We start from the raw sequence: 21,458 nt of genomic DNA, 5'->3' as shown, positions 1-21,458 counted from the left end.
CGAAGGATTCTTGTGATCACCTTGCGTGGACTGAGCAAACGCTACGGCGGCACCGTGGCCGTGGACGACCTGACCTTCGATGTCCAGGCCGGACGGGTGACCGGCTTCCTGGGACCCAACGGAGCCGGGAAGTCCACCACGATGCGGATGATCCTGGGGCTCGACCATCCCACCGGCGGGCGTGCCCTGATCGCAGGCCGTCCCTACGCGGACCTGCGGCAGCCACTGCGCGCGGTCGGAGCGATGCTGGACGCACGAGCCGTGCACCCGGCCCGCTCCGGCCGCGCCCACCTGATGGCGCAAGCCCGCTCCAACGGCATCCCGGTCCGTCGTGTGGATGAGGTGCTGGAGACGGTGGGCCTGGCCAAGGCGGCCCGGCGGCCGGTCGGGACGTACTCGCTCGGGATGAGTGGGCGCCTCGGGGTGGCGGGCGCCCTGTTGGGCGACCCGCCGGTGCTCGTCCTGGACGAGCCGGTCAATGGCCTCGACCCGGACGGGGTGCGGTGGATCCGGCGGCTCGTGCGCGAGGGGGCGGCGGAAGGCCGCACCGTGTTCCTCTCCAGCCATCTGATGAGCGAGATGCAGTTGACGGCCGACCACCTCGTCGTCATCGGGCGTGGCCGACTGCTGAGCGACACCTCCATGACGGAGTTCCTCGCCGCCGCGTCTCCCGCGTCGGCGCGCGCCCTGGTGCCCGACCCGGAAGAGCGGGCGATGCTGGTCCGCCGCTTGATCACCAGGGACGGAGTGCGCGTGGAGACCTCCCCGGCCGGCGAACTCACGGTCGAGGGACGCAACGCCGTCGAGGTCGGCGACCTCGCCCACGCGTGCCGGGTCCGGCTGCACGGGTTGAGCGACGTTCGAGTTTCGTTGGAGCACGCCTACATGGACCTCACCGCACGAAGCGTCGAGTATGCCACCGGCGTGGAAGCGCGCCCGGCGGGAACCACCACCGCGTCGAACGACGGAGGACGAAAGTGACCCCGACAACGGCACCCGCCGAACGGACGGACACGTTCCAAGGCGGAGCGGCCCGCGATCGGAGCCGAAGGGGTTCCGCGGGCTTCACGGGGGCGATCGCCGCCGAGTGGACGAAACTGTGGTCCGTCCGTGGCCCCTACTTCTGCCTCTTGGCGGGCCTCGCGATCACCGGGGTGTTCACCTACTACTACGCCGCGATCGCCCGTATCAACGGGCATGCGGTCCAGCCCGTCGGGAACGCGTCGGCCGCCTCCACCGTCCTGGCGCAGTTCGCCGTCGTCATCCTCGCCACGATCGCGGTGACCTCCGAGTACTCGACGGGGAGCGTGCGGGCGTCACTGTTGTGGGTGCCCCGGCGTCATCGGGTCCATGTGGCGAAAGCGGCGGTGGTCGGCGGAGTCGCCTTCATCGCCGGGATCGGCTTCGCGATCGTGGGGATGGTGGTGGCATGGGGAGGGTTCGGCGGGCGGGCCTCGTTCGAAGCGGGCACGACCCTCACTCAGATCCTGGCCATCGGGAGCTACCAGGCGCTGATCGCCTTGCTGACCGTCGGCGTTGCCTTCGTCACGCGTCACGCGGCCGGAGCACTGTCGATCCTCACCACGCTCCTGTGGGCGTTGCCGAGCCTGCTCCTCGGGCTCGGCGGTCCGACCCTCGCGGCCATCAACGACCATCTGCCACACGGTGCGGCAGACCACTTCATGTTCATCGGCACCGACGCGCCGCACTCGGCGGCCACCTCCGTTCTGATCGTCGTGGCATGGGCTGCGGCGGCGCACCTGATCGGCTTGTACGTCCTTCGCCGCAGGGACGCCTGACGGCCTGTCGAAACCTGTCCGTGGCGGGGTCGTCGAACACCCTGTGGTCGCTGGTTCGGAGCCGTCCCGCAGAATCGACGGAGGTAGACCAAAACAGCCACCGACCGGAGGGGCGACGTGCCATGGCGTACTCGCGCATACCCCTGCCCCCGGCCAGGGTCCTGTTCGGCGACGTGGCCCTGTGGGCCGTACTCGCCGCCGCGACCGGCTACGGCTTTCGGGACGCGGGCGCGGTGTCCCCCTTCTCGGACCTGATCCTCCCTTTGGCCGTCCTGGCAGTGGCCGTGCCGCTGTCCCGCAGTCGGCCGGGGGCCGCTGTCATCCTCGCCAACGGGCTGTGCGCGCTGGGCCTGGCCGACTCCTCGACCCCGGCCAACGCCCATGTCCTGTCGCTGGCTGCCCTCGGTTGCCTGCTGGGAGCCCGGGTCACTGCTGCCCGTGGCCCGCTTCTCGTGCTCGCCGCGTGCCTCGCTGTGGATGTCGCGACGTGTGCGGTGCTGCGGGTGCAGGTCGTTTGGTGGTTCTGGGCGCTGACGGTACTGCCCGCCGCTCTCCTCCTTCCGTGGCTGATCGGCAGGCACTGGCGGGGCCGCCGCGAATTCGTACGCGAGGGATGGCGCACGGCCCGAAGCCTTGAGGAACGCCAACACCTGGTTGCGGAGCGGGCGCGCCTGACCGAACGCGCCGACATCGCGGCCGACATGCACGATTCCCTCGGCCACGCCCTGAGTCTGGTGGCCCTGCGGGCCGGGGCCCTGGAACTCTCCCCCGATCTCACCGACCGCGACCGCACCGAGCTCTCCGACCTGCGGGGCACGATCGCGGACGCCGTCGAGCAACTGCGGGAGACGATCGCCGTCCTGCACGAGACCCCCGAACCGGGCACGGACCGCCCCGTCAACGACACCATCGACGACCTCCTCGGCCGAGCCGTCACCTCCGGAGTGCCCGTGCGGTGGGAGCGGCGCGGGGCGGTGCCCGCGTTGTCGCCCCTGGTCGACCGCGGAATGTATCGAGTGGTGCAGGAGGCCGTCACCAACGCCGTCAAACACGCCCCCGGCGGCGCGATCCGTGTGGAGATCGCACACGGCGCCGACCGCACCCGCGTGAGTGTCGTGAACGCCGCCCCGCCGGCGGACGGAGCACCACGCGCCGGCGCGGAAAGGGCGGACGGTCTCGGGCGCCGAGGACTGACCGGGCTCCGCGAACGGATGACGGTTCTCGGCGGCTCCTTGCGCACGGGCCCCCACCGGGGCGGCTTTCAGGTCATCGCCCTGTTCCCCCACCAGGCGACAGCTCGCTCTGCCACCCCGGCCCCGGCACCGAGGACGGCGCCCGGAAGGCCGCCCTGGAACCGGCGCACACATGCGGGGCTCGCGTCGCCGTCCTCCGACATCACCCTTCCTCCGGCCCCGGAAGCCACCGCCACTGAGTTCACCAGGCGGCTCGCCCACGCACGGCGCACCGCTCGACGCCGCTCCGTCGTGGCCTTCGCGGCGCCGGCCGCCGCAGCGGCCGTCTTCGTGCCCACCGTCGGCTTCCTGGCCTGGCAGTTGACGACGAGCGTGCTACCGCCCTCCGCCTTCGACGAGTTGACCACCGGCCGGCCGCGCACCGAACTTGCCTCACTGCTGCCGGCCCGCCCCTATCCCTACCCGCCCGACCACGCCCGCTCCACCCCTCGACCAACCGGCACCACGTGCGAGTTCTACCGATCGGGCCGCGACCTGCTGGAACAAGTCGACCTCTACCGCCTCTGCTGGTCCGACGACACCCTCATCACCAAAGACACCGTCCCCGCGGGCCGAACCGGCCGCGGGACCGCTTCTCACCGATCAGCCGACGTGGATTGACGTGTGCCGTGACCGACGCGCCGTCGGAGTCGGTGACATCCGGCCGACGACCGCGCCCGGCGCGGCGGCGTCCGGGCGCAGAACGCCCCGGCGCAAACGCACGGCGAACGATGGACACGCTCCCTCCCCTTCGTGTGACGCGGGTCATATCGGCTCCATGTCACGAACGGCAGGGCAGCTTGCGTCTGGTGGTCGTCCGCACAGCGGGAACGACCGACACGAAAGAGACAACAGAGCGATGAACGTGACAGCAACGCAGCAGCACGAGGTCCTGGTCCTGGGCGCCGGCTACGCCGGGCTCTCCACCGCGATCCAGCTCGCGGCCCGCACCAGGAAACGCGGAAACCTGCGAGTGACGCTGGTCAACCCCTACGACACCTTCACCGAGCGGCTCCGACTGCACATGACCGCCACCGGTCAGGAGACGGCCGAGATGAACATCCCGGAGCTGCTGGACGGCACCGGCGCCGGATTCGTCCGTGGCTGGGTCACCGCCGTGGACGCCGGGGCGAAGACCGTCCGGATCGACGACGACCGCGTTCTGCGCTACGACACCCTGGTCTACGGCCTGGGCAGCATCGCGGACACCGTCGCCGTCCCCGGCGTGGACGACCACGCCCACACCCTCAACAGCCCGGAGGACGCCGCCCTCCTCGCCGACCGGCTGACACGCCTCGACGGTGGGACCGTCGTGGTCGCCGGCAGCGGCCTCACCGGCGTCGAGGCCGCCGCGGAGATCGCCGAGCGGCACCCGGAACTCGAGGTGGTGCTGCTGGGCCGGCAGGAGCCGGGCGCGAGCATGCACCCGAAGGCCAGGGCCCACCTGGACGCGGCGCTCGCCCGGCTCGGCGTGCGGGTGCGCAGCGGCGTCGAGGTGGCCAAGGTGCTGCCGGACAGCGTCGAGCTCGCGGACGGATCCGTCATCCCGGCGGGCGTGGTGCTGTGGACCAGCGGCACCCGTGTCTCCCCGCTGGCGGCCGCCGCGGGCCTGACCGTCGACGAGCGCGGCCGTGTGGTCACCGACAGCGCGCTGCGCTCGGTCTCCCACCCGGACGTCTACGCCGTGGGCGATGCGGCAGCGATCCGTCAGGGCTACGGCGTGATGCACGGGACCTGTCAGGGGGGTATGCCCACCGGCGTGCACGCGGCCCTCTCGATCCTGCGGGTGCTGGCCGGCAAGGAGCCCAAGCCCTTCCGTTTCGGCTACTACCACACACCCGTCAGTCTGGGCCGGAACGACGCCGTCGTACAGTTCACCCACCCCGACGACAGCCCGCGACGGATCGTGCTGTCCGGCAAGCGAGCCGCAAAGTACAAGGAGACGGTCACCGCCGCGCCGTGGCCGACCTTCGCCCGCATGAAGAAAATGCCCGCCTCGGGCGCGTTCTGGCCGCACGGCGGCCGCTACACCCGGATTCGGAGCGTCAAGTGACCCAGCCGCAGCAGGTCGGCCCCGACCAGCTCGCCTTCCAGCAGTACCGCACCCTGCTCTTCTCCGTCGCCTACCGCATCCTCGGTACCGCTGCCGATGCCGAGGACGTGGTCCAGGACGCCTGGCTCAAGTGGTCGGCGGCCGACCGGTCCCAGGTCGCCGACCCCAAGGCCTACCTGGCCCGGATCGTCTCCAACCTGTCGATGGAGCGGCTCCGTTCGACTCGCCATCAGCGCGAGACCTACGTCGGGCCATGGCTCCCCGAGCCGATCCTCACCGGCCCGGACACAGCTGACGGCGTTGCTTCGTCGGACTCGGTCTCCATGGCCCTGCTGGTCGTGTTGGAGACGCTGAGCCCCCTGGAGCGCGCGGTCTTCGTGCTGAAGGAGGTCTTCGCCTTCAGCCATGCGGAGATCGCGCAGGCGGTGGAACGTTCGGAGGCGGCGGTCCGGCAGGCCGCGCACCGCGCCCGCGAGCACGTACAGGCCCGCCGGCCCCGTTTCACCGCGGACCGCGCCCGCCAACGCGACATCACCGAGCGCTTCTTCGCGGCGACGGCGGGCGGCGACATCAACACCCTCATGGAGCTGCTCTCCCCGGACGTGACGCTGTGGACCGATGGCGGGGGCAAGGTCCGCCAGGCCCTCAAGCCGGTCGTCGGACTGGAGACCGTGGCCCGTTGGTTCGCCGCGCTCGGCACCGCGACCTATCAGGGCATCGAGCCGGGGCAGATGCGGGCAGAGCTCACCTGGATCAGCGGCGGCCCGGGCGTGGTCTTCCTCGGCCCGGACCGCGTGGTCGCCACGCTGACGTTCGACTTCGATCCGGAAGGCCGCATCTCGACCATCCACAACGTGGCCAACCCCGACAAGCTCCACGCAGTCGCCGACGGAACTCGACACGACCTCATCTGAGGCGCCTCATCGCAGCGGGCGGGCTCTGACGGCTGGACCGAGGTCGTCCTCGACCCCGCCGGCGGACACGGCAAACCGGAGCCAGGCAGGCGCTTCCGCCACACCATTCAGCGACTCTCCATCGTGCGTGCCGCCGAGCAGCCGGTGTTGTCCCGGATCAGGAAGCGGGGGAGGGCCGGGCACACAGCACCCGGGCGACTGCCGTGCTGCGCACTTCGTCCACGAGCCTTGCCTGCTGGTCGGCGCGCTCCAGCAGTGTGTCGAGGGCGGGGACGGAGAGACGGCCGTCGGTCTCGGCCAGGGCGCGCAGGGTCCGCCAACCGGCCGCCTTGCCGTGGACGGCCAGGAGCATCGATTCGGCCTCCACGACGGCGCTGAGGGGCGAGCGGGACACCATGTGACCGTTGGGCTTGAGGCGGCCCGCCTTCTCCGCGAGCCACCCCATGGCGACCTTGGAGTGGCTGATGGACACGCCCAGATCAGCCATGATCTGTGCCAACGAGTCCCGGTCCTCCGCGATCCGTCGCGCCAGGCCGGAGAGCACTTCGCCGCCCTCCTCGCCCGCGTTCGCCTTCGCGGCGCGACGGAACAGCTCCAGACCGCCGGTCGCCGCGGAGTAGTGATCGTTGAGGTAGATGGAAAGGAGCCCGGCCTCGGTGTTAGAACCATCGTCCGGATGCCCGTTGACGTCGCCACGCCGGTCGGTTTCCGAAGCCATCTCGCGTTCCACCGACGCTCCCAGCTCCTTCCAACTGGCCTCGAACTTCGCCAGACCCTCGCGTTCGAGTGTGTCGGTGACGTCCCCGAAGTCGATGCCGACCCGCTCCAGCTCCTCGAAGTGGGTCGCGGCGGCCGCGAATTCGTCAGCCGCGACCGGGGGGCCGGGCAGGGCGCCGTGGTCGGCGTACGCGGCCAGCGTGGCACCCGGCATCGTGTTCACGGTGCCGGCGATGACGAGTTCGCTGACGTACCTCGTGTCGGGGTAGGACGGGTCCTTGACCCCGGTGGACGCCCACAGCGGGCGCTGCATACGTGCTCCGGCCGCGGCGAGGACCTGCCAGCGCGGCTCCAGGAGCATCCGCTCGTACGCCTGGAACGCCAAGCGGGCGTTGGCGACCGCGGACTTGCCCCGCAGCGCCCGGGCCTCGGCCGTGCCGAGGGCGTCGAGACGGCGGTCGACTTCGGTGTCGACGCGGGAGATGAAGAACGAGGCGACCGAGTGGATGTCCGCCAGTGGGCGTCCGGCGGCGTGCGCCCGCTCCAGACCGCTCTGGTAGGCGTCCATCACCTCGCGGTAGCGGTCCAGGGAGAAGATCAGCGTGACGTTGACGCTGATTCCCTCGGCGACGGCGGCGGTGATCGCCTCCAGCCCCTTGCGGGTGGCCGGAATCTTCACGAGCAGGTTCGGGCGGTCGACGCTCTCCCACAGCCGGCGGGCCTGCTCGCCGGTCGCGGTGGCGTCCTGGGCCAGTCGCGGGTCGACCTCGATGGACACCCGTCCGTCGATGCCACCGGTGCGCTCGTGGACGGGAAGGAAGACGTCGCAGGCGTCACGGACGTCATCGGTGGTGAGAGCGAAGACTGCCTCATCGACGGTGGTACCCACGGCCGCGAGACGGCGGAGCTGCGCGGTGTAGCGGTCCCCCTTGGACAGGGCGGACGCGAAAATCGTCGGGTTGGTCGTCACCCCGACCACGTGTTTGTCGGTGATCAGCTCCTTGAGCCCACCGCCGGCCAGAAGTTCCCGGGACAGGTCGTCGAGCCAGACCGAGACCCCCGCGTCGGACAGAGTGGCAAGCCGGTCAGTGGCGGTGGGACCAGACATTGAAGACCTCCATAAGGGCGCGGCGCCGCCGACTGATCACGCTGCGGCGCCCGGCACCGTCCTTTCCGCTCCTGCCCACCACATCCCGGGACACGCACTCACCCCGCCCCGTGGGACGAAGCTCCAAGGCGGACGGCGCACCTCCGCATAGCGCTGCGAGCCCCGGACGTGCACCCCGCAACGGCGTAATCGACACCCGGTTCGAGCCGTGTACATGGGTCTGACGCTCCCCTCGATGCGACGGTTGCGGCGCATGGGGCGGGGCAGGAGCAGCGTGCCGCTGACGAAGGTCAGCGGAGACCCACCCCGCGGCGCTGCCGCTCCACCGGAGGTACACGATGTCCAGTACCGCTCTGCCCTTGAGCGCGTTGCCTCCGGGGCCGGTCGCGCTGTCGACCGGCTACCGCCCGCAGGCAGCCACGCGCCTTCCGGCACCGGCACCGGCTCGCGAGACCTCCGCTCACGTGCTCACGTCACGGGCGTCCTGGAGATCGGCACCGGAACGGGCGCACTCGCCTCGCAGGCTGCCGACCGCGGCGCGGAGGTCACCGCCCTGGTCGTGTCCGCCGTGGCCGCAACCACGGCGCGCGTCCACGCCTGGCCGCACCGTCTGCCGCTAGGCGCCCCACAGGGGTGGCCGCACCACCGGACCGCTCCCGGCGTCCGCTCGAACGCCCGTCCCGTACCGTGACTGAACAGTTGAGGATCATGCCCCCCAAACCTGCCGACACAGGAGAGCAGGGACCGCTCCGAAAGGTCCTCACCACACGCCTGCTGTACTTCTTCATCCTCGGAGATGTCCTGGGCGCCGGCGTCTACGTACTGGTCGGCGAGATCGCCGCCAAGTCGGGCGGCGCCGTCTGGGTGCCCCTGACGGTGGCCCTCCTCCTGGCGCTCCTGACCGCCGCTTCGTACGCGGAGCTCGCCACGAAGTACCCGCGGGCCGGCGGCGCCTCCTACTACGCGACGCGCGCCTACGGCCCAGCCGTCGGGTTCTTCACCGGGTACTGCATGCTGGCAGCCGGCATCGTGTCCGTCGCGGCGCTCGCCCGCGGCTTCGCGGGCGACTACCTGACCGCACTGGTCTCGCTGCCGGTGGTGATCGTCGCGGTGGTATTCCTCGTCCTGCTCGCGCTGCTGAACGCCCGCGGAATCCGTGAGTCGACCCGCTTCAACACCGTCGCCACCCTGATCGAGACCGGTGGCCTGCTGCTCGTGGTGGGGCTCGGAGCGTGGATCGTGATGCGGGGCGACGGCGACGTGGGCAGGCTCACCCAGCTCGGGACCGACTCCGCGTCGCCCGCGGCCGCCGTGATGGCGGGAGCGGTACTCGCCTACTACTCGTTCGTGGGCTTCGAGACGTCCGTGAACGTCGCCGAGGAGACCTTGGACCCCACCCGTTCCTACCCGCGCGCCCTGTTCGGGGCGCTCGCCACCGCCGGCGTCGTGTACGCGGCAGTCGGCGCGGCGGCCTCCGCCGCCGTGCCGACCAGCACGCTCGCCGCCTCCGACGGTCCGTTGCTGGAGGTCGTCCGCACCGCCGGAGCCGTACCCCCGAAGCTGTTCGCGCTCATCGCCCTGGTCGCGGTGGCCAACGGAGCCCTCCTCACCGGCATCATGAGCTCCCGCCTGGCCTACGGGATGGCCCGCGAGGGCCTCCTACCCGCCTTCCTCACCCGGGTCCTGCCGACCCGGCGCACCCCCTGGGCGGCCATCGCCGCGACCAGCACCGCGGCGGCCCTGCTCGCCGCCACCGGCGAGATCGACGTTCTGGCGGGCACGCTCGTCCTCCTCCTGCTGGCCGTCTTCCTCACCGTGAACACGGCCGTCCTCGTCCTGCGACGCGACCGGCGATCTCCCACCACCGGGCACTTCCGTGCACCCGCGGCAGTGCCGGTGCTCGGCGCGCTCTCCTGCCTCGCCCTGGCGACCCGGATCGAGGCCTCGGTGTGGGCCCGCGGGCTCGCCCTGATGGGGGTCGGCGTGGTGCTCGGTGTTCTCACCCTGTGGCTGAGGCGCCGCCGAGCAGTGCCCGCAGACACCAAGCCCGCCGCGGACAACCCCTGACGGACCTAGAGGACAGCGGGCCGGCGCCCGGCTGGCAGAACGACGCCGAGACGCTGATGCGCACACCAGGGTGTCGGCGGGGCGCTCACAGTGGGGGAGTCCCCTGTGCGCGGGCCGCCGCCCGTAAGGGCCCGGCTGCGGAACCGGCCGCCCGCCGACTTCCCGCAGCACGGGCCATCACCCACCGGCTGCGCCGCCGCACCCGGGACTGACCCGGCCTCGCCTGGCTAGGCCAACGCGGCCCAACCACTTGTCGGTGAGTGCGGGCTCGGGTCGTTCCTGAGCGTGTTGATCCGCCTGCGCCTCACCCGGCAGCCGGTTCTTGAGGGTCCGGTGCCGAGCCAGTTTCGGCGGTCGCTGGAGATGACTGGCGTCCTGTCGGTGTTCGAGATCCGGGACGGCACCGCGGTCTGACCGGGCGACGCCGGGAGTCCCGGCGGTGGGTGTCCGGGCAGGGCCCGCTGCCGGCAGGCCGCGCGGCGGATGTGGGGGACACCAGCCGCACGGCGGGCAGGCAACGGCACCGGGGCCGTAGTGGTCACGGGCGGGCCGTCGGCCGGTTGACGACCGGTCGGCTCCGGACCCCCGGACGCCGGACGCGTCCGTGGGCGTGGACTCGGCAGCCATTCGCCCCAGCCGGCGAAGCGGCGGGGACCGGGGCGTGGGGCGGTACGAGTGGGAACCGTGATCGACGACGGGCTTCTCCCGGACAGGACCCGGCCGGCGCGCGCCTCGTAGTCACGCCGGTCGGGTTCTGTCATGAGAGGGAAGGGCCCCGTGCCTTGAGGCGCCGCGCGGGCGGCTGGGCTGCGGCCCGTACGACAGGCGGGGCGGGGGAGATGGTGCTGAGCGGCCGCCGGTGGGCCCGATGCTGGCGCAGGCCGCCGAGGCGATCGCGCCCGTACGCCCCCGCGCCGCCGCGGTGGCCTCTGAGCGGAAGTCATGGACAGGGTTCCATGGCAGTCCGCTGGGTGGAGTCCGGTGTCGCTGTCGATGTCATGCGGAGGGCGTGATGGGGCTGTTGGTGAAGATCCGGTCGAGGTGGTGGTGGAGTACCGCGATGGCGGATTCCGGTGTCCGTTGGCCGACGAGGATGCTGGTGCCCATGGTCGCGGTCATGGCGAGCAGGCTGATCGCCTCCGTGCGCGCGTCGACGGCCGGATCGGCCAGGGCGGTCTCCTGTGCCTGCTGGAGCAGTGCGGTCAGGGCGTTCTCGGCGGCGTCGGGGTTGTCGATGAAGGGCTGGGCGGCCAACGCTCCGTCGGTCACGGACAAGATCGCATAGGAGCTGTACAGCAGGTGGAACGTGCGGCTCTCTTCGTCGATCGGCAGCGAGGCCAGCAGCAGCGCCTCGATGGTGGCGCGCGGGCCCGGGTCCGGTCCGACGGTGGCGAGGCGGGCGCCCACACGCGCGGTGAAGCGGTCGGTGAGGTGCTTGAGGCCGTAGAAGAGCAGCTTCTCCTTGGTCTCGAAGTAGTACTGGACGAGCCGTAGTGACACGCCTGCCTCGGCTGCGACGTCGCGCATGCCGACGGCGTGCAGTCCGCGCCGTCCGGCGGCCTGGATGAGGGCGTCGGCGATCTGGATGCGCCGTTCCTCGTGGTCCACGTGTTTGGGCATGTGCGGTGCCTCCGGCTGTCGATGGGTGGGTTCGCGTCCGGCCACGTCCGGATCGCTTCATGGTACTGCCGTATCAACAATGTGATACGGTCGTATCACGAAGAACGAACCTTTCTGGAGGTGCCCCCGTGCCCGAAACCACGACCCGTGCGCGCCGCGACGTCGGCCGCTACGTCAACGACAAGCTCCGCGATCGCTACTTCGCCGCCGCGGACGTGCTCTACGCGATGGGAGCACCGGCCCGCTCCGAGACGGACGTGGAGACGAGCTTCGGCACCACCCACGTCTACCGCTACGGCCCCACCGACCCTGCGGCCGAGTCGCGGACGCCGATCGTCCTGATTCACGGCGCCGGCTACAGCTCCGCCATGTGGTACCCCAACACCCCCGGGCTCAGCCTCGACCGGCCCGTCTACGCCCTCGACACCCCGGGTGACGCCAACCGCAGTGTCCACCGCGAGCCCATGTGGCAGCCCGAGCGCGCCGCGCAGTGGATGGACGAGGCCCTCGACGCGCTGGGCCTCGACGAGGTCCACCTCGTCGGCTCCTCCTACGGTGGTTGGCTCGTCCTCAACCAGGCCCACCGCCGGCCCGAACGACTCGCTTCCGTCACCGCCCTCGACCCGGGCGGCCTGGAGAAGGTCGGCCTGCGCTTCTTCGCCTGGGTCTTCATCAGCCTGTTCGCCACCTTCGCCCCCAAGGCCCTGCGCCCCCGGCTCGCCAAGTGGCTGGACCAGCCGGTCATCGCCGTCCCCGAGATGCGCAAGTGGATCCAGCTCGGCGCCCGCGCGTACCGAATCCGCCGCCCCGCACCCCTGCCGCTCGCCGAGGACGCGCTGCGGTCCATTCGGACCCCCCTCTACCTCATCATGGGCAAGCACAGCCTGCTCGTGCACCCGAAGCGGCAGCTGGAGCGGGTGCCGCGCCTGATACCCGGGGCCCGCGCCGAGATCATCAGCGCGACCGGGCACGGCCCGCAGATCGACCACCCGGACGTGGTCAACGCCCGGATGCTGTCCTTCATGGAGGACGTCGACTCCCTCGACCCGGCGGGGAACCGGGGCGCCACGTCCGCATAGAGGGGCCGGGCCGCCGAGGCCCTCGCGGACCGTCCAACAACGCATAACTGAAGTTCGACGGGCACCGGATGCTCGTCTCCACCCCGGACGGGCCGGGCGGGCGAGTGCTGCTCCAGACCCGTCGCGGAAAATTGGTCCAGGACGCGTTCCCCGATCTGGTGACGGCGGCCGAGCCGCCCCCCACGGCCTGGTCCTCGACGGCGAAGTGCTGGTGTGGGACCCGGGAGGAAGGCCGGCTGTCGTTCGAGGCGTGGCAGCGCCGGGCCACCGCCCGAGCCCGCACCGCCCCCACACTTGCCGCTCGTCCGCCCGCCTACTACGTGGCCTTCGACCTCCTTCAGCAGGACGGCGCCGAGCTGCTCACGCTGCCCCAGCGGGAGCGGCCCCGACGCTTTGAGGTGTTGTTCGCGGCCCGCGCCCTGGACGCCCCGTGGACGTTGTGCTCGATGACCACGGACGTCGCGAAGGCCGGGAGTGGCTGGAATCGTGGACCGATGTGTCCGGCGTCGAAGGCCTGTTGCAGCCAGGGTTTGGCATTGACCGATTGACCGCTATGTTGCCGTGTCGACGGTCAGTCAATTCCCCTTATCAAACGTCAGATGATGCCCCACCGTCTCGCGCCCAGCCGCTGTACGGTCAGGTCGACCGACGGGGTTCAGAGTGAACGTCAGTCGAAACGAGCGTCGAGCTCAGGTCGATGCGGTGCGCGCGCGGATGCGGTGCGCGGTCCGCAGTCCCTGCTTGGCGGCGGTTGCCACGAGGCCGCCGAGGGTGGTTCTGGCGAGGTCGTGGGCGGCGAGGCGTGCCAGTGCCGTCCGCTGAGCCGGCCTCAGACATCCCGTCGCCGCACGACCATCACGGCGACGGTCACCGAGACGAGCGCCCAGGCCGCGAGTGCGATCCAGGAGCCCGTGATCGTGGCCGGATACTCGCCCAGGCTGGTGTGGCCGTCGGGGTTCAGCGACAGCCGGGCCTGCGCGGCCAGCGGCAGGTGGTTGCCGATCTCCTTCAAGAGACGGTACCTCTCGCCACCGAAGAGCATGGGCAGGATGAAGAGCATCCCCACGACGGCGACGATTGAGGCCGTGGCGTGTCTCAGGACGGCGCCGAGCGCCATGCCGATGAGCGCGCAGACCGGGATGACCAGCGCGTATGCCGCGACGGCCCGCAGGCAACCGGGGTCGTGGATGGAGAGTCCGACGTGGCGGGAGGCCAGCATCGCGTTGGTGGTGAAGAACGACGTCACGGAGACGATGACACCGAGGACGAGCGTGATCGCCGTGACGAGCGCCACCTTGGCCGTGATCACCGCGCGCCGGTCGGGGACGGCGGCGAGCGTGGTGCGGATCATTCCGGTGGCGTACTCGCCGAAGACCGTGATGGCGCCGAAGCTGGCCGCGGCCAGTGCCATGACGCTGGCGGCGATGCTGCCCAGGCCGTGGAACAGCGGGTCGTACTTGTAGGGCGGGAGGCCGGGGAGCGGGGGATGCGGCTGGTCGATGTACGTCAGGTCGGAGTGGACGGCGTTCACGTTGATCGCGATGGCGACGACGGCACTGAGGGCGAGCACCCAATAGGTCGACCGTAGGGACCGCATCTTGATCCACTCGGCGGAGAGCAGGTCGACGAACCTGGCCACCGGTTCGGCGGCGCTCTCGGACGGCCGGGTGCCGGAGAACATCGTGGTGCTCATCGGGCTTCTCCTGCGAGGTATTCGACGCTGTCGGCGGTGAGGGACATGAACGCCGACTCCAGGGACGAGGTGTGGGTGGCGAGCTCGTGCAGCACGATGCGGTGCCGGTGGGCGAGGTCGCCGATCCGGGCTGCGGTCAGGCCGGTGACCCGGCCCGCCTGGTCGCTCTCGCGGCGCACCGACGCACCCTCGGCGATCAGCAAGGTCTCCAGGGCCGCCAGGTCGGGCGTGTGCACGGTCACGCCCAGGGATGCGTTGCGGGCTGAGAAGTCCTCCAGGCTCTCGTCGGCGATCAGCCGGCCCTGGCCGATGACGAGGAGCCGGTCGGCCGTGTGCTCCATCTCGGCCATCATGTGACTGGAGACGAACACGGTGCGGCCCTCGGACGCCAGACGGCGGAAGAGGCCACGCACCCACAGCACGCCCTCGGGGTCCAGACCGTTCAGGGGCTCGTCGAACAGCAGTACCGGGGGATCACCGAGCAGGGCGCCCGCGATGCCGAGACGCTGTTTCATCCCGAGGGAGAACCCTCCGATCCGGCGCCGCGCCGCCTTGGCCAGCCCGACCTCTTGGAGGACCTCGTCCACGCGGGCCGGCGGGATGCGGTTGCTGCGGGCCAGGGCGGACAGGTGTGCCTGTGCGGTGCGTCCGCCGTGGACATCCTGGGCGTCCAACAGCGCGCCGACGTGACGCAGTCCGCGCGGGCGGTGCGAGAAGGGAGCTCCGTCCACGGTGACGGACCCACTGGTGGGGGCGTTCAGGCCCAGGATCATCCGCAGTGTGGTGGACTTGCCTGCGCCGTTCGGGCCGAGGAAGCCGGTGACCTTGCCCGGTTCCACAGTGAAGGTCAGGTCGTCGACGGCGACGGTGTCGCCGTACCGCTTGGTCAGCCGGGTGGATTCGATCATGGGTCCAGGCTGCCGGGGAGGGCAAGGAGCCCGCGTCGGCCGGCGGTTCACACTTGTGAGCCCTGCTGGTAGCCCGGGGGATTAAGCCCGTGGGCCAATGCCCCGGTGGGAGCGCGTCGATAGGATCGACTGATGATCGCCACTCCCCATCCACCCCTGCTCAAACGCGTGCCACCGGGCGTGTGGGTGGCGGCCTTCTGGTCGACCCTCATCCTGGTACGCACGTTCCAGCGGCCGGACGAACTGCAGCGTCTACTCCGGTACCACGGCAACATCGAGGACGCGCCGCTGCTGGTCACCGCCGTCGTCACGACCCTGGGCGCGCTACTGCTGTTCCGCGCACCGCTGGCGGCCGTGGCCATCGCGCTCACGGGCGCCGTGTTCTCGCTCGGGATGGAGGTGCGGGCGACGCCGGTCGTGCTCTTCCTACTGGCCGACGCGGCCGTGGGCTACACCGCGGCGACCCGCTCACGGCGGGTCTCGGTCCTCGCCGCCGTACTCCCGGTCGGCGTGCTGGCCGCGTACACGGTCTGGCGGCTGGGAAACGGGTACGCCTTCAATCTCTCGGCGCCGGCCGCCCTCGCGTCGACCGCCGTCACCGCCTGGCTGATAGGCAACACGATCCATCAGAACCAGGCACACGCGCACACGCTACGCGCCCAGGCCACGAAGCAGGCGGTCACGGCCGAACGGCTGCGGATCGCCCGGGAGCTGCACGACATGGTCGCCCACAGCATCGGCATCATCGCCATCCAGGCAGGCGTGGGCAGCCTGGTCATGGACACCCAACCCGCCGAGACGCGCAAAGCGCTGGATGCCATCGAGGCCACCAGCAGAGAGACCCTCGCCGGCCTGCGGCAGATGCTCGGCGCACTGCGCCGCAGTGACCAGGAGTCCGCGCCGCTGGATCCGCTCCCTGGTCTGGCCGCCCTCGGCCAGCTGGTCGGGAAGACCGCGGCCGCCGGGGTCCGGGTCGACGTCCGGTGGCGGGGGGAACGTCGCGACCTGCCCTCCGACGTCGACCTGGCAGCCTTCCGCATCGTCCAGGAGTCGGTCACCAACGTCGTGCGACACTCCGGCACCCGGGACTGCAACGTCACGGTCGACTACCGCCCCGACGAACTGGCCGTCGATATCGTCGACCTCGGCTCGGGCGGCACCGTCGCAGGATCCGGATACGGCATCGCCGGAATGCGCGAACGGGTCAGTCTGCTGCACGGCGAGTTCAGCGCCGGTCCTCGTCCGGAAGGCGGCTTCCGCGTGGCAGCTCGGCTTCCGGTGCCTGTGGAGGCAGGCCGATGATCCGTGTCGTTCTGGTCGACGACCAGCCCCTGATCCGTTCCGGCCTGCGCGTCCTCATCGCCGACACCCCCGACCTGGAGGTAGCGGGGGAGGCCGGGGACGGTGCCGAGGCGGTGGAACTGGTCCAACGGCTACGGCCGGACGTCGCCATCATGGACATCCGCATGCCCGGTACGGACGGCATCGAGGCCACCCGCCGGATCAACGCGGATCCGGAGTCGAAGACCCGCGTCCTCATCCTCACCACTTTCGACGACGACGAGTACGTCTATGGCGCGCTTCGCGCCGGAGCGAGCGGCTTCCTCGTCAAGGACATGCCGCTGAAGACCATCCTCGACGGGGTCAGGGTCGTCGCCGCCGGAGACGCCCTCATAGCTCCGAGCGTCACCCGTCGTCTCATCGAGGAGTTCGCGGCGCGGCCCGAACCCGCCGCCCCTACCCGCCGGGCAGTGGTCGACGGCATCACCGACCGGGAACGCGAGGTCCTGACCCTCGTCGGCCGCGGCCTGTCCAACACCGAGATCGCCGAAGAGCTCATCATCAGCGTGGCAACCGCCAAGGCCCACCTCGCACGGCTCTTCACCAAACTCGACGCACGCGACCGGGTCCACCTCGTCATCCTCGCCTACGAGATCGGCCTGGTCGCGCCCCCACGGTGAGTTTCACCGGCGGAAGACGTTGAGGACGGAACAGGGCCCTCCGTAGCATCGAACGACACCGACACACCCAGCAACGTCGGCAGCTCGGGCGCGGGGGCGGGCTGGGCGGTACGGCGCCGGGGGAACTGCCCAGGAGGTGCCGCCCGGGTCAACTCGATGCTCGTGGTCGCCGGGCACCGCCACGGCTGCAGCCGGACCCTCCACAATCACTGGAACAAGGAGCTTCACGCAAGCGACAGGTGCAGCACCCGCAAGGAGGTCACCCCAACCGAAGCCGTCGAGACGCCCCCGCATGGCGGCCGCCGCCGCTCGTGGACCATTCCGCCGGCTTCTGGCTACCGATATCAAGTTCGTGCGGCCTGCGTGAACCGGCTTGTGGGCTGTTGTCCGGCAGACGCCGTGAGGGGCCCCGGGAACACATCGGCGGGCCCTCACCGTCCGTGGCGGCGGACCGCGCGGCGCGCGGTACGCGAGGGCCGGGGGCGTCGTCTCCCGGTCCTCGCGTGTCGCGGGCGCTACTTGAGCACGCTCGCCCCCGTCGTCGTCGCCAGCGAGGTCGGAAGGTTGATCGCCGAGGGTTCCAGGCCCGTCGTGAGGGTCGGTGTCCAGTTGACCGTGGTCTTCAGGTCCTTGGACGAGGCGGCGTTGTAGGCGGCGACGAGGTCGGTCACCGCCCCGTTGACGAGGTTGCCGGAGCCCTTGACCGAGCCGGTGCCGTCGCCGCTGAGGAGCTTGGCCGCCTTCGCGCCGGACGGTAGCTTCCAGTAGTTGTTCTCCGCGACGATCTGAGCCTTGGCGCGGGAGTTGATGCTGTACTGCGGCGTGTACCCGTTGAGGGGTGTGACGTCGTAGTAGTTGTTGTAGATGTGGATCTGGCCGATGCGGGCCAGCGGGGCGCGCTGCATGATGCCCTTCCACACGTTGTGATGGATGGAGACGCGCAGCTTGCCGACGCTGTCGGTGTCGCTGCTGCCGATCAGCATCGTCTTGTCGTGGTTGGTGAACTGGTTGCGCGAGACGGTCACCAGGTCGGATCCCTTCGTGATGTCGAGGGCGCCGTCGTGGATCTGGTACTCGCGGCCGAAGTGCTTCGGGTTGGTGTTGTCGAAGTGCGGCGCGTCGGTGAACGTGTTGTGGTCCGCCCACACGTGGGTCGCGCCGCGCAGGGACACCGAGTCGTAGTTGGAGTTCCAGTTGCCGTCGTCGCCGTCGGTCGGGTCCCACTGCGGGAAGCAGTCCTCAGTGGCGGCGAAGGTCAGGTTGCGGACGATGACGTTGTCGACGTTCTGAATCTGGAGCATGGCCCCGTTGAGGCCCGCGTTCGTGCCGGGGACGCCCACAATTGTCGTGTTGGCGGGGACCTTGAAGACGACGTTCTTGCCCTGTTTGGCCTGGGCGGCGGCGCGTGCCGTCTCCTGGGTGCCGGAGGGCAGCTTGGAGCGGCCGTAGGTGGCCGGGTCGTAGGCCTTGAGGTAGGCCGACAGCGAGTAGCCGGTACCGAGGGCGTAGTCGGCGCAGGTCAACTTCTTGCCGGTGTCATCGGTGTTGGCGTCGATCATGCCGTTGATCTTGATGAGGCGGGGTGTGGTGTCGGAGACCGAGCCCAGCGCCTTCACGAGCTGCGCACGGGTGGAGACGGTGAGGGTGTGGGCGGAGTCCGCCTTCGTGCCACCGGTGGTCCCCGTACCGGAGGACGCCCAACCGTCCTTGGAGGTGAGCGTCTGGTGGTACAGGTCGGCGGTCCCGGCGTTTGCGTTCATCACGACAGCACCAGAGCCGACGCATGCGGCCACGACGGCCGCGCAGAGGACGGCGCCACGACGGGATCGGAGGGACCGGCGGTGGGAGCGAGCAGCCACGGGGCTTCCTTAGGGGGAGGAGCGGGGTTGACGGGGTTACGCCCTGTTAGTGGCCGCCGACCCTTGAAAGGTTGCCGCGTGCGGGAAACCGGTTCGCAGACCAGGTCGGTTCAGGTCAGGCCCGTAACCGAACCTCCTTCGGGACCAAGAGGTCACGAGTACACATCCCGCCCGCCCGAGCCCTACAGAGGCGGGTGGAGGCCAGCCGGCGTAAGTGGCTACCTCTGGCTTTGTCTGCGCGTCCAGGACGCCCCCCACGGTTCCGGTCCGGTCGCCGCATCGATTCAGCCGATCGTCTCGACGGCTGCGGGCGCCCCCTGTGCGCCCGTGCTGGGACCTCTGCCCGCCGGCCGGGACCGGGAGTGCCGTCGGGTAACAGACGTGGCAGAGCAAGCGCTTGCTCACTGCTACTCTTGCGGATCTCGTTCGGACATTCATATGTCGCACACATGACAGGCACAGGCGCTCGGTTCCGGGGCCCCGAGGTCGCTGCGAGGAGGAGACATCGCCCGTGGCCACAATTGTCGATGACGCCGCTTCCGTGGAGTTCCATGCCTTCTTCGAGCGGCACCACGCCGAACTGGCCCGGCTCGCACACTTGTTGACCGGCGAGACGGATGCCGCCGACGACCTGGCCGCGGATGCGCTGCTCGCGCTGTGGCACCGCTGGGACCGGGTGCGGGCGAGCGGGCAGCCGGTGGCGTACGCGCGGGGCGTGGTCGCCAACATGGCCCGGGCGCGGATACGCAGCGCGGTGCGCGAGCGGCGGCGCGTCGCGCTGTTCTGGGCGCAGCGGGAGGAGAAGACGGAGAATCCGGACGTGGCCGGGGTGGTCGACGTCCGAGGGGCGCTGCGCAGGCTGCCGTTCCGGAAGCGGGCGTGTGTCGTGCTGCGCCATGCGTTCGACCTGTCCGAGAAGGACACCGCGCTGGCCCTGGGCGTGTCGGTCGGTACGGTGAAGAGCCAGACCTCGAAGGGGATGGCCGAGCTGCAGCGGCTGCTCGGCGCGCAGGACGCTCCGCGTAAGGTGCACGCGGCGATGGCGCGTACCGGGATGGCCGGAGGAAGGGACCGATGAGGATGCGGGGGGACGGGGACGACGAGCTGCGCGCCCGGCTGCACGAGGCGGCCGGGGCGCACCGGCCCGACCGCGCGCGGATCCTGGCACGGATCGAACGCGGCATGGCACAGGAGGACCTGCCCCGTTTGCGTGCGGCACGCCCTCCACGGTTCGGCTGGTTGCGCGCGGTCGGCGTCACCGGGGCGGTCGCGGGGATCCTCGCCACGGGCGGCTACGGCGTGGCCTCCCTGGTGAACGACAAACCTCCGCGGCAGACGGTCGCGGTCCCGCCGCTGCCCGCCCCCACCTCCACGCCCACCCCGTCGACCGAGGCGACGCGCCGGGTTCCCTCACCGGTGGGCCCGACGCCCGTGGATCCGGCGCCCGCGGACCCGACACCGAGCGCCTCCCGCGAGCCCCGCGAGCCGGACGTCTCCCCGCCGCGTACGCCCGATGCCGGCGCGCCCGCCGCCGGTGAGCAGGACGGGCCGCTGTGGTCGGACGGCTCCGTGGACCCGCACAGCAACGACTTCTGGGCACAGAGCAACGTCACCCTCAAGACGCGCGAGGAACTGACCACGCTGACCGTCGAGTTGCGGATCGCTCAGACCGGCCAGGTCAGCTCCACCGGTGCGTGGCGGTCGCTGCCCGAGGCCGACTTCACGCTGACGATCGCCGAGAAGGCCGGTTACCTCGTCCACACCTGGGTGCTCAAGCAGGGTCGTACGGTCCCTGCCGGCCAGTGGGTGTTCGCCGGGCAGTACAACCACGCCGCCGGCGGCCGGGACGCCTGGGACGACCGCTACGCGGCCACCGCCCGTACGCGGAGCGAACAGCTCGCCGTCTCGGGCGACTTCGCCCGGCACGACGACTGATGACGACGAAAACGCGGCAACCGTTCCCCATCCGTGGCGAGTGGAGGGCGCAGGATCTTCCCCAGGCGAGCATCCCGCGCCGCCGGTAGCGGGCCTTCGACAGGACCATCCCGGTCGCCGGGGTGTGGGGCACGGGAACGTACAGACCCCAGTCGGCCTCACCGATGGTGGGCCGGCCTCCGGCCCACGGCCTCCGGCCCACGGGGTGCGGGTGGTCACCCACACGGGACCGGCGAGTGCTGTCCGTCCAGTCCTCCAGCCACTCCCCGGCCTTGTCCGGGGCGTGGTCGTGGGGCACAGGGTCCATGGGGCGGTCAGGGGCGGGCTGCGAAGAGGCCCTTCAGGCGCGGCTCTCTGCAAGGGCAGCGGATCGGAAGGAGAGTACGGGACCGCCCAGCGGCGGACCCGGAACGTGGAGCGGCTGTTGGTGCGGGCACCGGGCGGGCGGAACGGGCGTCGTGCCCCGGAATCGGGCGGCAACCTTTCCGCCCGCGGTGGCAACTGGCAGGTGTA

Annotated in this window: 18 protein-coding genes; 13 read left to right on the top strand and 5 right to left on the bottom strand. The window is 70.8% G+C overall.

All coding sequences use genetic code 11. The features are described from left to right. The first annotated feature begins 12 nt into the window (after window positions 1-12). The 5 genes from AB0D46_RS06030 (at window position 13) to AB0D46_RS06010 (ending at window position 5,998) form a co-directional block, all read left to right on the top strand. A complete protein-coding gene (locus AB0D46_RS06030; protein ID WP_362876056.1) occupies window positions 13-981 on the top strand; it encodes an ATP-binding cassette domain-containing protein in 969 nt (322 codons plus the stop codon). After that, complete coding sequence (locus tag AB0D46_RS06025; RefSeq protein WP_362876055.1) at window positions 978-1,799, top strand: ABC transporter permease; 822 nt, start codon at window positions 978-980, stop codon at window positions 1,797-1,799. The genes AB0D46_RS06030 and AB0D46_RS06025 overlap by 4 nt, the downstream gene beginning before the upstream one ends. 122 nt (window positions 1,800-1,921) lie before the next feature. Beyond that, window positions 1,922-3,652 carry a histidine kinase gene (locus tag AB0D46_RS06020; RefSeq protein WP_362876054.1) on the top strand — a complete coding sequence of 577 codons (1,731 nt, stop codon included), beginning with the start codon at window positions 1,922-1,924 and terminating at the stop codon, window positions 3,650-3,652. 238 nt (window positions 3,653-3,890) lie between these two features. Further along, complete coding sequence (locus AB0D46_RS06015) at window positions 3,891-5,084, top strand: FAD-dependent oxidoreductase (RefSeq protein ID WP_362876053.1); 1,194 nt, start codon at window positions 3,891-3,893, stop codon at window positions 5,082-5,084. Then, window positions 5,081-5,998 carry an RNA polymerase sigma-70 factor gene (locus AB0D46_RS06010; protein WP_362876052.1) on the top strand — a complete coding sequence of 306 codons (918 nt, stop codon included), beginning with the start codon at window positions 5,081-5,083 and terminating at the stop codon, window positions 5,996-5,998. The genes AB0D46_RS06015 and AB0D46_RS06010 overlap by 4 nt, the downstream gene beginning before the upstream one ends. A gap of 157 nt (window positions 5,999-6,155) precedes the next feature. Here the strand turns inward: AB0D46_RS06010 and tal are convergent, their stop codons facing one another. After that, window positions 6,156-7,823, bottom strand: coding sequence for a transaldolase (gene tal / locus AB0D46_RS06005; protein WP_362876051.1), 1,668 nt, complete (start codon window positions 7,821-7,823; stop codon window positions 6,156-6,158). A 708-nt stretch (window positions 7,824-8,531) separates the two neighbouring features. On the opposite strand from tal, the gene AB0D46_RS06000 reads away from it, so the two are divergent. Continuing rightward, window positions 8,532-9,890, top strand: coding sequence for an APC family permease (locus AB0D46_RS06000; protein WP_362876050.1), 1,359 nt, complete (start codon window positions 8,532-8,534; stop codon window positions 9,888-9,890). A gap of 285 nt (window positions 9,891-10,175) precedes the next feature. Further along, on the top strand, window positions 10,176-10,304 hold the full coding sequence (locus AB0D46_RS05995) for a hypothetical protein (protein WP_362876049.1): 129 nt from the start codon (window positions 10,176-10,178) through the stop codon (window positions 10,302-10,304). Between the two features lie 582 nt (window positions 10,305-10,886). Here the strand turns inward: AB0D46_RS05995 and AB0D46_RS05990 are convergent. Then, a complete protein-coding gene (locus AB0D46_RS05990; RefSeq protein WP_362876048.1) occupies window positions 10,887-11,510 on the bottom strand; it encodes a TetR family transcriptional regulator in 624 nt (207 codons plus the stop codon). 128 nt (window positions 11,511-11,638) lie between these two features. On the opposite strand from AB0D46_RS05990, the gene AB0D46_RS05985 reads away from it, so the two are divergent. Continuing rightward, complete coding sequence (locus AB0D46_RS05985; RefSeq protein ID WP_362876047.1) at window positions 11,639-12,589, top strand: alpha/beta hydrolase; 951 nt, start codon at window positions 11,639-11,641, stop codon at window positions 12,587-12,589. Window positions 12,590-12,657: 68 nt separating this feature from the next. After that, on the top strand, window positions 12,658-13,137 hold the full coding sequence (locus tag AB0D46_RS05980; RefSeq protein WP_362876046.1) for a hypothetical protein: 480 nt from the start codon (window positions 12,658-12,660) through the stop codon (window positions 13,135-13,137). A gap of 281 nt (window positions 13,138-13,418) precedes the next feature. On the opposite strand, the gene AB0D46_RS05975 is transcribed toward AB0D46_RS05980, so the two are convergent. Together AB0D46_RS05975 and AB0D46_RS05970 are read right to left on the bottom strand one after the other, a co-directional pair. Continuing rightward, window positions 13,419-14,282, bottom strand: a complete 864-nt coding sequence (locus AB0D46_RS05975; RefSeq protein WP_362876045.1) for an ABC transporter permease — start codon at window positions 14,280-14,282, stop codon at window positions 13,419-13,421. Beyond that, a complete protein-coding gene (locus AB0D46_RS05970) occupies window positions 14,279-15,190 on the bottom strand; it encodes an ATP-binding cassette domain-containing protein (RefSeq protein WP_362876044.1) in 912 nt (303 codons plus the stop codon). The genes AB0D46_RS05975 and AB0D46_RS05970 overlap by 4 nt, the downstream gene beginning before the upstream one ends. A gap of 132 nt (window positions 15,191-15,322) precedes the next feature. Here AB0D46_RS05970 and AB0D46_RS05965 point away from each other — a divergent pair, with 132 nt between their 5' ends. Both AB0D46_RS05965 and AB0D46_RS05960 read left to right on the top strand, forming a co-directional pair. Then, window positions 15,323-16,492, top strand: coding sequence for a histidine kinase (locus AB0D46_RS05965; RefSeq protein ID WP_362876043.1), 1,170 nt, complete (start codon window positions 15,323-15,325; stop codon window positions 16,490-16,492). Then, on the top strand, window positions 16,489-17,151 hold the full coding sequence (locus tag AB0D46_RS05960; RefSeq protein ID WP_362876042.1) for a response regulator transcription factor: 663 nt from the start codon (window positions 16,489-16,491) through the stop codon (window positions 17,149-17,151). The genes AB0D46_RS05965 and AB0D46_RS05960 overlap by 4 nt, the downstream gene beginning before the upstream one ends. Before the next feature lie 515 nt (window positions 17,152-17,666). Here AB0D46_RS05960 and AB0D46_RS05955 read toward each other — a convergent pair. Further along, on the bottom strand, window positions 17,667-19,010 hold the full coding sequence (locus AB0D46_RS05955; RefSeq protein ID WP_362876041.1) for a polysaccharide lyase family 1 protein: 1,344 nt from the start codon (window positions 19,008-19,010) through the stop codon (window positions 17,667-17,669). A 511-nt stretch (window positions 19,011-19,521) separates the two neighbouring features. Here AB0D46_RS05955 and AB0D46_RS05950 point away from each other — a divergent pair. Further along, the gene (locus AB0D46_RS05950) at window positions 19,522-20,088 is read left to right on the top strand and encodes a SigE family RNA polymerase sigma factor (RefSeq protein ID WP_362876040.1); all 567 of its coding nucleotides are present in this window, start codon (window positions 19,522-19,524) and stop codon (window positions 20,086-20,088) included. Then, window positions 20,085-20,945 (top strand): hypothetical protein, encoded by an 861-nt coding sequence (locus AB0D46_RS05945; protein WP_362876039.1) that lies wholly within the window; start codon window positions 20,085-20,087, stop codon window positions 20,943-20,945. Before AB0D46_RS05950 ends, AB0D46_RS05945 begins: the two co-directional genes overlap by 4 nt. Window positions 20,946-21,458 lie beyond the last annotated feature (513 nt).

Origin of the sequence: Streptomyces sp. NPDC048383 (genome assembly GCF_040651775.1) — a bacterium.
Classification (GTDB): domain Bacteria; phylum Actinomycetota; class Actinomycetes; order Streptomycetales; family Streptomycetaceae; genus Streptomyces.
This window is presented reverse-complemented; position numbering and strand designations above follow the sequence as displayed.